This window comes from Rufibacter sp. LB8 (assembly GCF_014876185.1).
Classification (GTDB): Bacteria; Bacteroidota; Bacteroidia; order Cytophagales; family Hymenobacteraceae; genus Nibribacter.
In genome coordinates this window covers 1,563,884-1,577,774 of the sequence record NZ_JADALJ010000001.1, presented here as the reverse complement: position 1 = coordinate 1,577,774, position 13,891 = coordinate 1,563,884, and the positions used below count along the sequence as shown (strand labels likewise).

Below are 13,891 nucleotides of genomic sequence, written 5' to 3'. Positions count from 1 at the left end.
GATAAGATAATATGAGTGTTTCATCGTACAAGTTTGAGGTGCCATCACACTCCAAGTCAATCATTAAAGTGATTGGCGTGGGCGGAGGAGGAAGTAATGCCGTGAACCACATGTTCAACCAAGGCATTAAAGACGTGGAGTTTGTGGTGTGCAATACCGATGAACAGGCGTTGAAAAGCAGCAGCGTGCCCAACAAACTTCAGATAGGGACCAACCTGACCGAAGGACTGGGCGCCGGTGCCAATCCGGAGCGTGGCAAGCAAGCTGCCTTGGAGAGCAAGGAAGACATTCGGGAACTTCTGGGCACGCATACCAAAATGGTGTTCATCACGGCTGGTATGGGTGGTGGGACTGGTACCGGTGCTGCTCCCGTGATTGCCAAAGTAGCCAAGGAACTGGATATCTTAACCGTAGGAATTGTGACCGCCCCTTTTGCTTTTGAAGGCAAGAAGAAGCGTGCCGCCGCCGAGAACGGTATTCAGGAACTAAGCGAAAACTGTGACACCGTGCTAGTGATTCTCAATGACAAACTGCGCGAGATGTTCGGGAACCTGCCTATTAGAGCAGCGTTCGCCAAAGCAGATAACATCTTGAGTACCGCTGCCAAAAGTATCGCCGAGATTATTACGGTAACCGCCGAGGTGAACGTTGATTTTGAAGACGTGAAAACGGTGATGAAAGACTCCGGCGCCGCCGTAATGGGCTCTGCCATCACTGAAGGCGAGAACAGAGCTTTACGTGCTGCTGAGGAATCACTTTCTTCACCATTGCTCAATAACACAGATATTCATGGCGCTCAGAAAATCCTTCTTTCCATTATGTCTGGTGATCAGGCAGAGTTAGAGATGGATGAACTGACCGAAATCACGGACTACATCCAGGAGAAAGCCGGCGATGATTCTGAAGTGATTTTCGGGCACGGTATTGATTCTACGTTGGGGGCCAGCATTAGAGTAACGGTGATTGCCACTGGCTTCGCCCGCAACGTGATGGACCTTTCAGAACCAAAAAAGGAAGTGGAGGCTGAGCCAACTGGGGCTACTCAGCCTCAGGCGGTTGAAATGACAGCAGCGCCGGTTGCTCCAGCAGTTTCTACGTATTCGGTGCATCCGCCGGTGTCTGCCACGCAACTGGTAGCCAACGACCCGGTTCCGGTTAGAAAACCTGCCCCGGTGGCCGAGACCAGCAAAATCATCTTCGACTTAGATTCTAACAACGAGATTTTCACGCCGGTTTTTGAGGAAGAAGCGCTGTTGGTGGAAGCCACACCTGAGAAAGATGTGCTTTCGGCTAAGATGATTGAGCGCCGTGAGCGTCTTCGTCGCATTAGCCTGGACAGCAACTCAGATGCCGCCATCAAAGAGAAACTGGAGATTCCGGCTTATCTGCGCAAGCAAGTGCAACTGGAGAACGTGGTACCGTCCACAGACCAGCAGATCTCCCGCTTCAACCTGAATGATGACAACGAACTGTTAGGCGATAACCGCTTTCTGCATGACAATGTAGACTAGTCGTTTTTGACCTCTATTTTACAAACGAGCCCCAAAACAGATTCTGTTTTGGGGCTCATTTTTTTTTGCCAGCATTTCTTTAGACTGAGAGATAAAAAGCGTTTACGGGCTCTAAACTGGAAATAGAGCAGAAACTGGAGTTTTCCCACAAGTTACGCTGCTTTAAACTTGCGGCAGGTATGCAGAAATGCTTGGTAGAGACAAGGCACTGCCTTGTCTCTACGGTTGAGGTCCCGACTGCTGTTACTCAAAAGACCTCTTACCCTGTGATGCTCTTACCAGTGACTCCACCAACCCTTGTTTTAGGCCTCATTTCCAAAACAGAGCCCGAAAACGGAATTCTTCTAAAACCCAATCAAGGCATCTACCTGTTCCTGAAGCAATTGCTGGTACAAGGCATTGGTGAATTGGCCGTCTTGCAGATGTTTGTGAATGAAGGGGTACCGCGGCTTTTGGGCGAGCACGTGCAGGCCGCAGTAATGCAACACATCGGTAAGGTGACTGAGCGCAATGTTGCCGCCCTGGCTGCCGGTGGACAGACCCACCAAAGCGCCTTTCTTCCCTTTTAACGCTGCCGGGTACTCCAAGCCATCAATAAACGCTTTCAAAACTCCGGGGAAGGAGCAATTATATTCCGGCACAATGAAGACAATTTTGGCAGCCTGGGCCACGCGTGTGCGCAAAGCCATGAATTCCTGGGAGAACAATTCACTTTTGTACAGTGCCGGGGAGGCGAAGTCCAGCGGGAGTTCCTGTAAGTCAAGAATCTCTGATTCCTGGCCGTGTGCCTGCAAGGTCTGCTGGTAGATTTGCGCTACTTGTAGTGTGATGGAGTTGGGCCGATTAGTCCCTGAAATTATTAAAATCATCTGCGGCGGGTTTCCTCTTAAAACAGATAGGGCGGGGGAATGTTACGTTGGTTGCTCAGAGGCTTCACGAAATAAAGAATGAAATATCCGTTTTTGGCCTCTAAACTGGAAATGGAACAAAAAAGGCGACACCAAACGGCATCGCCTTTTCTTATTTCTTCAGCAATTGTTAAACGTTCTCTGAAGTCAACGAAGCAGAGATGTACTCGCGGTTCAGCATGGCGATGTTCTCCAAAGAAATACCAACCGGGCATTCTGCGGCGCAAGAACCAATGTTAGTACACGCCCCGAAGCCTTCAATGTCCATCTGGGCCACCATGTTCTCCACGCGTGTTTTGCGCTCCACCTTGCCCTGCGGCAACATGGCCAACTGCGACACCTTGGCCGAGGTGAACAGCATGGCAGAACCATTTTTACAGGCCGCCACGCAGGCACCGCAACCAATACAGGTGGCAGCATCAAACGCTTTGTCAGCAATAGATTTCGGAATAGGGATTTCGTTGGCATCTGGCACCCCACCGGTATTAATGGAGATGTAGCCACCGGCCTGCTGAATGCGGTCCAACGCCGAACGGTCCACGCAAAGGTCCTTCAACACGGGGAACGGACCGGCGCGCCAAGGCTCAATGGTGATGGTGTCTCCGTCTGAGAACTTGCGCATGTGCAATTGGCACGTGGTGGTTCCTCTTTCGGGGCCGTGGGCGCGGCCGTTAATGTATAAGCTGCACATACCGCAGATACCTTCGCGGCAGTCATGGTCAAACGCGATGGGGTCAACGCCGCTGCGAAGCAGGTCTTCGTTGAGCACGTCCATCATTTCCAGGAAAGACATCTCCGGGGAAATATCTTTTACCTGATAGGTTTCCATTTTACCGGCCGCCTGGGAGTTTTTCTGTCTCCACACTTTCAGCGTCAGGTTCATGGGTTTGCTGTTAGGATTATTGCCAGCCATCTTTTTCTAATTTAGAATTAAGAATTTGGAATTAGGAATGGAGAACGATTGCAGCATAGCAATTCTTAATTCTCCATTCCTAATTCTTAATTGTTACTTGTAGCTACGTTGCGTCAACTTCACGTTCTCAAACTTGAGCTCTTCCTTGTGCAGCACAGGCTGTTGTTCAGGACCGGTGTATTCCCAGGCCGCCACATAGGTGTAGTTCTCATCGTCACGCATAGCCTCGTTCTCTGGCGTCTGATACTCTTCCCGGAAGTGACCACCACAAGACTCATTGCGGTTCAAGGCGTCATCTACCATCAGTTCGCCCAGTTCCAGGAAGTCGGCCACACGGCCCGCTTTCTCCAGGGTGATGTTCAGTTCCTCATTGGTACCTACAATCTTGACATCATTCCAGAACTCTGCGCGCAGTTTTCTGATTTCCTTCTTGGCGTAGTTCAGGCCTTCAGCGTTACGGGCCATGCCGCAGTAATCCCACATCAAAAGACCCAGGGCCTTGTGGAATTCATCTACCGTACGGGTACCGTTGATGCTCAGTAATTTGTCAATATCAGCTTTAACTGCGGTTTCTGCTTGTTTAAAGGCAGGGTGGGTGGTCTCTACGCGGGTAGAAGGAATCTGCGCCAGATAATCCCCAACAGTGTAAGGAATCACGAAGTACCCATCAGCCAAGCCTTGCATCAGCGCCGAAGCACCTAAGCGGTTGGCGCCGTGGTCAGAGAAATTACACTCGCCGGTAGCATATAAACCAGGGATGGTGGTCATTAAGTTGTAATCCACCCAAAGGCCGCCCATGGTGTAGTGCACGGCCGGGTAAATGCGCATAGGTTGCTCGTACGGATTCTCACCGGTGATTTTCTCGTACATCTCAAACAAATTGCCGTACTTCTGACTGATGGCGTTCAAGCCTTCACGCTTGATGGCATCAGCGAAATCAAGATACACGGCCAGCTTTGTAGTTCCTACACCGCGTCCTTCGTCACAGGCCAATTTGGCATTGCGTGAAGCCACGTCACGCGGTACCAGGTTACCGAAGGATGGATATTTACGCTCCAGGAAATAGTCACGCTCGTCTTCAGGAATCTGGCCCGGCGCACGGTTATCGCCAACCGCCTTCGGCACCCAAACGCGACCATCGTTCCGGAGAGACTCCGACATCAAGGTCAGTTTAGACTGATAAGCGCCGGAAACTGGAATACAGGTAGGGTGAATCTGCGTGAAGCATGGGTTGGCAAACAAAGCACCTTTCTTATGCGCTCTCCAGGCCGCGGTGGCGTTGGAGCCCATGGCGTTGGTAGACAAGAAGAACACGTTGCCATAACCACCGGTGGCCAGAATCACCGCGTGCGCGCTGTGTGATTCTATTTTACCGGTTACTAAATGGCGCGTCACAATACCTCTTGCCTGACCATCTACCATTACCAGGTCCAGCATCTCTGTACGTGGGTACATTTTCACTTTCCCGTAGGCAATCTGGCGGTTCAAGGCAGAATAGGCACCTAGCAACAGCTGCTGACCCGTTTGGCCCCGGGCGTAGAACGTGCGGCTTACCTGCGCACCCCCAAAGGAGCGGTTAGCCAGCAATCCACCGTACTCGCGGGCGAAGGGAACACCTTGGGCCACGCACTGGTCAATAATATTCACACTCACTTGGGCCAGACGATATACGTTGGCTTCGCGGGCGCGGTAGTCACCACCTTTGATGGTGTCATAGAACAAACGGTACACGCTGTCGCCGTCGTTCTGGTAGTTTTTGGCGGCATTGATGCCCCCTTGCGCGGCAATGGAGTGCGCGCGGCGTGGGCTGTCTTGGTAGCAGAATGCTTTTACGTTATAACCCAGTTCAGCCAGGGTAGCAGCGGCAGAAGCTCCAGCCAAACCGGTTCCTACCACAATAACGTCATATTTACGCTTGTTGGATGGGTTCACCAACTTTACGTTGAATTTATGCTTGTCCCACTTTTCGGCTAATGGGCCTTCAGGTATCTTAGAATCTAAAATCATAGCAGGTGCTTAGTTTAGAATGTGTTGAATGAAAAAGTAAAGCGGCATGGCGGCAAACGCACCAGGTACAACCACAGAGAAAAACGCCCCGAACATCTGAATAGCCGGCGTGTATTTCTTGTGATTCAGACCCAGGGTCTGAAACGCACTCTGGAAACCGTGGTACAAATGGTAGCCTAAAGCAATCTGCGCTACTACGTACAGCACCACATACCACCAGATATGGAACGACTCCACCACGCGAATGTACAAGTTGTCATACTGCACATTGTCTACCACTACGCCGTCAAGACCGCCAAAACGGGCCGGCACAAAGAAATTCCAGAGGTGGACAATCAGGAAAACCAGGATTACCGTGCCCAGCAAGCCCATGTTGCGGCTAGACCAGTTGCTGTTATCTTCTGGGCGGTTATAGGCGTAGGCCACCGGTCTCACGTTTTTGTTGCGCCGGGTAAGCACCAGGGCTTCATAGATATGGAGCAGAAAACCTACCACCAACACAATCTCCATGGTCCTGATGATGGGGTTGGTGCCCATGAAGTGTGAATAGACGTTGAAGGCATTGCCACCGTCATCTTTGAACAGCTGCAGGTTGCCCACCAGGTGCACCACCAAAAAGGAGATGAGAAACAGACCGGTCACGGCCACCAAAACCTTTCGGCCTATGGTACTGGAAAACGTTTTAGTAAACCAACTCATTTTGTTGTGTTAAGGTTGAAAATAAAGGTGTGTAAGGAATGGTAAAAATCTCTTCAAAGGTACATGCCCATGGTTTCCCACGCAATGCATCTAGTTATTTTGAATTAATCTAAATTGTTTTGTAAACATGTCAGGTGCAGATGCCCGGTGAAACGCCAGGTTTGAAATAATATAGCCTTACGGCATTATTTCCCTGAAAGCCTACAACAGTGGACCTTGTAATTCGTTATAGCCATGTGCCACTGTGCATATAACCATTCTGACGCCCGGTTGTTCACCAGGTGATGGTCAATTTAAAGATTCTTCTATCTTTGTTTTTGCATGATAACCCCTACTATATGCCTTTAACTTTACCGAAAACAAAGGCCTGGCTTTCATTGCTTGCGGGTCTGTTGGTGTTCTTTTTGCTTGCGCCAGAAACTACGCAGGCAACGCACTTACGGGCCGGTAACATCTATGCCAAAAGTGACACCACCGCCGCTAAAAATCCACTTCGGTTTTTCTTTAAATTGGTGACCTACAGTGTGCTGGGCGGGTTTGAAGACACACAGGCTACTTTGTACTTTGGCGATTGTACGAACCAATTACGGCCCCGCACCTCTAGGGTAGTGGCCAACAACGGGCAGAACGACACCTATGTCAATGTCTATTATTTTGAACATACCTACACCGGTCCCGGCACGTTCACTGTTACCTTTATTGGCGAAAACAGGGTAGGGGGCATTGTCAACATGCAGAACTCCGTGGATCAGACCTTCGTGATACAGTCACAGGTAACGGTAGATCCCTTTCTAGGCATTAACAGGTCTCCCATTCTGCTCTATGACCCGCTGGACATTGCCACCAGAAACCAGATTTTCATACATAACCCAGGGGCTTATGATGATGACGGCGACAGCCTGGCCTTCAAGTTAGTGCCTGTGCGGGTATTTGCCGGGCAGACAGACGCCTGCGGAAATCCCTCACCAGCCACCGCACCCGGCTTTCAAAGCCTTGACCGTTTCCTAGGCGTGCCTGTCAACACCCCCACGGCCTTTTTCACCTTAAACCAACGAACGGGCCAACTCACCTGGAACACGCCGCCTGCCGTAGGAATTTACAACATTGCCTTCGCAGTGGAAGAATGGCGAAACGGGCGACTCATCGGTTTTGTTATCCGGGACATGCAGATACGAGTCATTGACAACCCCAACCGGCCACCGGTGCTATTTATACCAAGGGACACCTGCGTAATTGCCGGCACCACCCTGCGAGACACCATCAGGGTCACCGACCCAGACCGGCACCGGGTGAACGTGACTGCCATTGGGGAGATGCTCCCGCCCGGCGTGTTCAGAAAAGTCTTGAATGACACCACCTATGTATTTGAGTGGGTCACTACGTGTGAAGATGTCAGGACAGCACCTTACCAAGTGTTGTTTAGGGCAGAAGATATTCCACCAACGGGTGTCTTTCCATTAGTGGATTTACAACCCTGGCAAATCACAGTGGTGGGACCGCCTCCGGTGCTGACTGCGGCGTTTCCGCAGAGCAGTAACAGCATTAAACTCACCTGGGACCGGTATACCTGCTCCAATGCCACCACCATTTATATTTACAGAAAGGAGAACCCGTCTACTTTTGAACCCACTACCTGTGAGGTAGGCATACCAGCCTCGGCGGGCTATACCTTGGTGGGCGAAGTGTCAGCGGACCAAACCGAATTCCTGGATAACAACAACGGGCAGGGCCTCCTCCGGAACCGAACGTATTGTTATCGCATTTACGCCGAATTCCCGTACCCAAGCAACGGAAAAAGCATCGCCTCCAATGAACTGTGCGCCTCTTTGGAATCTATTTCTATGACCAAAGTGAGTGTGACGGAAACCAGTACCACCACCGGGCAGATGCGCGTGGAGTGGAGCAAGCCGCGCGCCATATTAGCGCAACTGACCGCCCCGCTGGAATACCGGTTGTTACGCGCTGTGGGGCAAAGCAGGGCGGCAACGGTTCCCTTCACAGAAATTCGCAGAACCCAAGACCTGAATGACACTGTCTTTACAGACACCAACCTCAATACCCAGGAGCAGGCTTATACCTACCGCGTGGAGTTCTATCATGCGGGCAATACCGGGGCTCCAACCATTTTGGTGGATTCGTCCTCAGCGTCCAGCGTGCGCCTGCGGGCCATGGCCAACGGCCCTTCCATGGTGTTGAACTGGACCTACAATGTGCCTTGGAACAACGCCAGCGCAGCGGGCGGTCCCTATGTGCATGATGTGTATTTAAGCCGGGCGGGCGGTCCGTTTACCTTGGTGAACAGTGTGGGAGCCGGAGCTACAGCCGGAACGTTAACCCAAGATGTGACCCTGGAAGAAGGAGTGCAGTACTGCGCCTACGTAGTCACCAGAGGTACTTTCCAGAATCCTCTACTGCCCGACCCCATTGTGAACAACAGCCAGGTGGTGTGCTTTACCAGGCCTTGCGTGCCGGTGCTGAGCATTGACCCGCTGGTCTGCGATGAGAATTTCAGGGCCACGGGGCCACCGTTCCAGAACCTTTTGAGCTGGTCCTTCCCGGCGGGGTCGCAGTGTGATCCTGCGGCTATTGATTTCTACACCTTATATTACAAGGCCACCGATGAAGAGGAATTCAAACCCATCGCCACCGTAGAGGATATGTCATACGTACACCAGAACCTGCTCTTCTACTCGGGGTGCTACGTGTTAACGGCCACTGACATGTTTGGCAATGAAAGCGAACGCAGCAACATAGTCTGCAAAGACAACTGCATCATCTTCATCCTGCCCAACATCTTCACGCCAAACGGTGACGGCAAAAACGATGTGTTCACGCCGCAGCAAGGTGCCGCCTTCATTAAAACCGCCAAACTGATTGTGTATAACCGCTGGGGCAACCGCGTGTTTGAGGGCAACCAGGAGCCGGGCCTGAACTGGCGCGGCGTTGACAACAGCGGAAAAGCCTTGGCAGATGGCACTTATTTCTACCAGGTGGAAGTGGAGTTTTACGGCCGAAGCGCCACCCCAGACCGCCGCACGTTCAAAGGCTGGGTAGAGATCATCCATTAACCATGCTATACAAGTCATAAGTTTGGCGCCCATTCCGTATCAGGAATGGGCGCCTTTTTTATACCTTTGCCACCGGTCTGTTTCAGAGGTGCGTTTTTGGCCTCGTTTTCAGAAATGAGGCCGAAAACGCAAAACAACTTCACTATGAAAGCATATGTATTCCCCGGCCAGGGCTCGCAGTTTGTGGGCATGGGCAAAGACCTGTATGACCAGTATGATCTGGCCAAGGAAATGTTTGAGCGCGCCAATGACATCCTGGGCTTCAAAATCACAGACATTCTCTTCAACGGAACCGACGAGGAACTGAAACAAACCAAAGTTACCCAGCCCGCCATTTTCCTGCATTCCGTAATTCAGGCGGCCGTGGCCCAGGATTTCGCGCCAGAGATGGTAGCCGGTCACTCCTTGGGCGAATTCTCTGCCTTGGTGGCTAACAAAGTGCTGGCCTTTGAAGATGCCTTGAAACTGGTTTCCAAGCGTGCCTTGGCCATGCAAGCCGCCTGCGAGGAACAACCGTCAACCATGGCGGCTATTCTAGGTTTAGACGATGAAAAAGTAGAGCAGATCTGCGCCGAGGTAGACGAGGTGGTGGTAGCCGCCAACTACAACTGCCCCGGGCAATTGGTGATTTCGGGCTCTATTAAAGGGGTGGAGGAAGCCTGCGAACGCATGAAAGCCGCCGGTGCCAAACGCGCCTTACTATTGCCGGTGGGCGGCGCGTTCCATTCGCCGTTAATGAAATCTGCCGAGGCTGAATTGGAGCAAGCCATCCGGGAAACCGAATTTAAGCAAGGCATTTGCCCGGTATACCAAAACGTTGACGCCATGCAGCATACAGACCCTCAGGAAATTCAGCAGAACCTGATCAAGCAGTTGACCGCGCCCGTGCGCTGGACCCAATCGGTGCAGCAGATGATCGCTGACGGTGCAACCTTGTTTGTAGAATGCGGCCCCGGCAAAGTACTGCAAGGCTTAGTCAAGAAAATAGACAAAAACGCCGAAGTAAGCCAGGTAGGCTAGAATTTCCCTGAAATCAAGTTGATCAGAAATTCTACTTGTGTTCAGCATTCGTGGCAATTAAAATCAATTGCAGATTATTTCCGTTTTGGGGCTCATTTCCAGAAACGAGCCCTAAAACGGAAATTTTCGTATGTCAGATTCTGATTATAAATTCCTTTCGTTTCTTTTCACCTAGATTAACCGTTGAAAAGAAAATTCACCGCAGTACATGTACAAAGGACAACTACAGCAATTGTTTCAACAAAAAATGCCCCGGCAGGTGGTGTTTGCGTTGGACGTATGCCTGTGTGTGCTCACGTTTTTTGCGGCCTATGCGCTGCGGTTCAACTTTGACCTCCACAAGTTCAGGGAATTGGCGGCGCTGCAGATGCTGCCCATAGTTCTGGCTATCAGGGCGGCCACATTCTTTTATTTCAGGACCTACGCCGGCATTCTCAAGTACACCAGTTTAACCGATCTTCGGCGGTTGTTCCTGGCCTTGTCAACGGGTTCTTTGTTGCTGGTGGCCGCGCAGTTGGTGTATAACAAGGTCTTCGGGTTCCAGAATTTCATTCCGCTTTCGGTGCTGCTCATTGACTATGTGCTGAGCTTGGTGGCCTTGTCTTTGCTGCGGGTTTGGGCCAAGATAGTGACCTATGAATGGAGCCATACCAATTCGTACCGCGTGAATGTGGCTATTTTTGGCGCCGGCGAGATTGGCAGCATCACCTTGCAGACGCTGCAGCAGGACATGGGCACCTATTACCGTCCTGTTTCCTTTTTAGACGATGATCCTCGCAAACAGGGCCTGCTGAACAACGGCGTTGCCATTGAATTGCCTGCCCAGGACTTGGAAACCCAACTCAAAGAACTCAACATTGACTTGCTGGTTTTGGCCGTGCAGCGCTTGGCCATTGCCCGAAGAAAAGCCTTGGTAGATGCCTGCCTTAACGCCGGGGTGCAGGTGCTGGTGGTGCCGCCCGCCTATAAATGGATTAACGGCGAACTTAGTTTCAAGCAGATCAGGGAAATCAGGATTGAGGATGTGCTGGGCCGCGCCGCCGCTGAGATTGATTCGCCGCTGTTGCATAAAGAGCTGCAGAATCGCACCATTTTGGTTACCGGGGCGGCGGGTTCCATTGGCAGCGAATTGGTGCGCCAGGTGATTCAGTTCAAACCCAAACAGCTGATTTTGCTGGACCAGGCCGAGTCCACCCTCTATGACCTGGAACTGGAACTCACGGAGTTGTATGTGAAAATCAACTTCGAGATTGTGCTGGGCGACATCTGCAATGCCGCCCGCATGGAAGCGGTTTTCCAGACGTTCCAACCCGAACTGGTGTTCCATTGCGCTGCTTACAAACACGTGCCCGTAATGGAGGAAAACCCCACGGAGTCCTTGAATACCAACATTCTGGGTACCAAAATTTTGGCAGATTTGGCCGTGAAATACCAAACCCAGAAGTTCCTGCTGCTCTCCACTGATAAAGCGGTGAACCCCACCAGCGTGATGGGCGCCTCCAAACGATTGTGTGAAATTTACGTTCAGGCGCTGGACCATTACCTGCGTGATGCCGGGCAAAACCGAACGCGCTTTGTGACCACTCGTTTCGGGAATGTGCTGGGCAGCACGGGCTCTGTCATTCCCAGGTTCAGAAAGCAGATTCAGGATGGTGGCCCGGTCACAGTCACGCACCCAGACATTTCGCGCTTTTTCATGTCCATTCAGGAGGCCTGTCAGTTGGTTCTGGAAGCGGCGGCCATGGGCCAGGGCGGTGAGATTTACATCTTCAACATGGGCGATTCCATCAAGATTGTGGACCTCGCCAAAAAGATGATCAAGCTTTCTGGTTTAACGCTGGGCAAAGACATTCAACTGGTGTACACCGGTCTCAGGCCCGGCGAGAAACTGGAGGAAGAACTGTTCCATGAGCATGAAGCTGTAGAAGCCACCACCCATCCTAAAATACGACTGGCCAACATTCCCGCGCCCGATAGTGAAAAAGTGCTCCAGGAAATCCAGTATCTGATTGATTTGATTGATTCTCAGGACAGTACGGCCGTCATTAAGAAAATGAAGCAGCTGGTGCCCGAGTACGTAAGCCAGAATTCTGTCTACCGCAAATTTGACGTGAAGCAGTAGGGGCAGGTCGCGAGCTATCCTGACGCATTCCTGGTCTAGGCATTTTGAGTAAAGGCTGCGTTCTTAATTCATAGCTGACTTTTTAGCTTCGGCCACCGTTCAGGACAGGTCGCGACATGTCCGTACAAACCTCTATTCGGGTTTTCCGTTTTCGGGCTCATTTCTAAAAATGAAGCCGAAAACGCACTTCTAAAATTTACTGTTCTTCCAACATTTTCACCTCTAAAGAATCTGGGCACCGGGCCAATAATTCCTGAACACTTTTCTCCAACACCGGATGCTGCCAGTGAAGCAAGATTTCTGCCAAAGGAACCAAGGCAAACCGGCGAAGGTGCAGTTGCGGGTGGGGGAGTTGCAGTTCTGGCGTGTTCAAAATTTGCTGGCCCAGAAACAAAATGTCAATGTCAATCATGCGGGCACCCCAGCGCTCTTTTCTGATCCGGCCCAGGTCGAGTTCAATCTGCTGCGTGTGGGCTAGAATTTCCAGCGCGGGAAGAGCGGTTTCATACGCCAGGGCTTGGTTGTAAAAAGACGGTTGTTCGGTGAGGCCCCAGGCGGCGGTTTCATAGACCTTTGATTTTTGGCTCGGTTTCCCAAACAGAGCCGATAAACGGGATTCGGCTTCCTGCAGATAGAAAAGTCGGTCGCCCAGGTTGCCGCCTAAAAGTAAGATCAAGGTTTCCATTAGGCGCGTTCTATGGTTTCCTGGAAGAAGGAAATGGTTTTCTGGGCGGCAGCTTTGGTGAAATCAGGAAGTTCCTGCCCCGCAAACGGGTGCCGGCCACCAAACGAATGGTCGCCTTCCGGAATCAGAAACAGTTCAGCATATGGGTTGCAGAAGTGTAGGTCATGGGCCATTTGTACGGGCAGGGTTTCGTCTTTTTCGCCGTGGATGATGAGCCAGGGCATCTGTAGTTTCTCGGCGGCTTTGGGAATGTCCAGGCGGTGTTTGTTGGCCAGAAAATTCTCGGCTAGTTGGTAATAGAGCGGCATCTGTTGGCCGGTTCTTCCGTTGAGTACGTATTGCACACCGGTTTTCTGCCAGGTTTCCATGGTTTCTGGGCTCCAGCGCTGGTCATAGTCACTAACGGCGGCCCAAGTGGCCAAACCAGAAACTCGTTCGTCTTCGGCGGCTTTCAAGACCGCCAATCCACCGCCGCGGCTGTGGCCAATCAAGAACAGGTAAGAAGCGTCTATTTCTTCCGCCGGAATTTCTTTTGGGCCCGACGTCACATAATCCAGCACGGTTTTGACATCGTCCAACTCAATGCAGAAGTTGTTGTTCCCGAAGGCTTCCAGGTTGGTCAAATCATCGCCGTCAGGCTCCACGCCGTTGTGCGAGAGGTTCAGTTTCACGAACACAAACCCGTGCTGCGCGAAGTAATCTGCCAGCAGATTGAAATACCCCCAATCTTTGAAGCCCTTGAAACCGTGCACAAACACCACCACGGGTTTGGGCTGTCCGTCGGGGAGCCAGCGGGCGTCCACGGCGAAGTTGCGGCCGTGGGGCGAGGGAAGGAGGAACTGGGTTTTCTGCACCATAAAAAGCAAAAGTCTGGATTTGGACAAAAGTAACGCCCTATTGTGGGGAAATGCAAACGGGCGGTTTGCTTTCAAGGGCGCAGGCTCGTAATATTGTGTAC

The 13,891-nt window shown here is 51.6% G+C and carries 10 protein-coding genes; 4 read left to right on the top strand and 6 right to left on the bottom strand.

The window, feature by feature from the left end; all coding sequences use genetic code 11:
* The first annotated feature begins 11 nt into the window (after window positions 1–11).
* Entirely contained in the window at window positions 12–1,511 is a 1,500-nt protein-coding gene (gene ftsZ, locus IMY23_RS06780; RefSeq protein WP_192821356.1) for a cell division protein FtsZ, read from the top strand.
* A 344-nt stretch (window positions 1,512–1,855) separates the two neighbouring features.
* On the opposite strand, the gene IMY23_RS06775 is transcribed toward ftsZ, so the two are convergent.
* The 4 genes from IMY23_RS06775 to IMY23_RS06760 all read right to left on the bottom strand — a co-directional run bounded on the left by IMY23_RS06775 (window position 1,856) and on the right by IMY23_RS06760 (window position 6,038).
* On the bottom strand, window positions 1,856–2,380 hold the full coding sequence (locus IMY23_RS06775) for an NADPH-dependent FMN reductase (protein ID WP_192821355.1): 525 nt from the start codon (window positions 2,378–2,380) through the stop codon (window positions 1,856–1,858).
* Window positions 2,381–2,549: 169 nt separating this feature from the next.
* Window positions 2,550–3,302 (bottom strand): succinate dehydrogenase/fumarate reductase iron-sulfur subunit, encoded by a 753-nt coding sequence (locus IMY23_RS06770; RefSeq protein ID WP_192821354.1) that lies wholly within the window; start codon window positions 3,300–3,302, stop codon window positions 2,550–2,552.
* Window positions 3,303–3,425: 123 nt separating this feature from the next.
* On the bottom strand, window positions 3,426–5,339 hold the full coding sequence (locus tag IMY23_RS06765; RefSeq protein WP_192821353.1) for a fumarate reductase/succinate dehydrogenase flavoprotein subunit: 1,914 nt from the start codon (window positions 5,337–5,339) through the stop codon (window positions 3,426–3,428).
* A gap of 9 nt (window positions 5,340–5,348) precedes the next feature.
* Window positions 5,349–6,038: a succinate dehydrogenase cytochrome b subunit gene (locus tag IMY23_RS06760; protein WP_192821352.1), complete on the bottom strand. Its 690-nt coding sequence runs from the start codon at window positions 6,036–6,038 to the stop codon at window positions 5,349–5,351.
* A gap of 338 nt (window positions 6,039–6,376) precedes the next feature.
* Between IMY23_RS06760 and IMY23_RS06755 the strand changes: the two genes are divergently transcribed.
* The 3 genes from IMY23_RS06755 to IMY23_RS06745 all read left to right on the top strand — a co-directional run bounded on the left by IMY23_RS06755 (window position 6,377) and on the right by IMY23_RS06745 (window position 12,248).
* Window positions 6,377–9,106 (top strand): gliding motility-associated C-terminal domain-containing protein, encoded by a 2,730-nt coding sequence (locus IMY23_RS06755; protein WP_192821351.1) that lies wholly within the window; start codon window positions 6,377–6,379, stop codon window positions 9,104–9,106.
* Window positions 9,107–9,250: 144 nt separating this feature from the next.
* Window positions 9,251–10,126 carry an ACP S-malonyltransferase gene (fabD, locus tag IMY23_RS06750; RefSeq protein WP_192821350.1) on the top strand — a complete coding sequence of 292 codons (876 nt, stop codon included), beginning with the start codon at window positions 9,251–9,253 and terminating at the stop codon, window positions 10,124–10,126.
* A gap of 208 nt (window positions 10,127–10,334) precedes the next feature.
* Window positions 10,335–12,248, top strand: a complete 1,914-nt coding sequence (locus IMY23_RS06745) for a nucleoside-diphosphate sugar epimerase/dehydratase (RefSeq protein ID WP_192821349.1) — start codon at window positions 10,335–10,337, stop codon at window positions 12,246–12,248.
* A 196-nt stretch (window positions 12,249–12,444) separates the two neighbouring features.
* Here the strand turns inward: IMY23_RS06745 and folK are convergent, their stop codons facing one another.
* Both folK and IMY23_RS06735 read right to left on the bottom strand, forming a co-directional pair.
* The gene (folK, locus tag IMY23_RS06740; RefSeq protein WP_192821348.1) at window positions 12,445–12,933 is read right to left on the bottom strand and encodes a 2-amino-4-hydroxy-6-hydroxymethyldihydropteridine diphosphokinase; all 489 of its coding nucleotides are present in this window, start codon (window positions 12,931–12,933) and stop codon (window positions 12,445–12,447) included.
* Window positions 12,933–13,790 carry a S9 family peptidase gene (locus IMY23_RS06735; protein WP_192821347.1) on the bottom strand — a complete coding sequence of 286 codons (858 nt, stop codon included), beginning with the start codon at window positions 13,788–13,790 and terminating at the stop codon, window positions 12,933–12,935. Before IMY23_RS06735 ends, folK begins: the two co-directional genes overlap by 1 nt.
* Window positions 13,791–13,891: the final 101 nt, after the last annotated feature.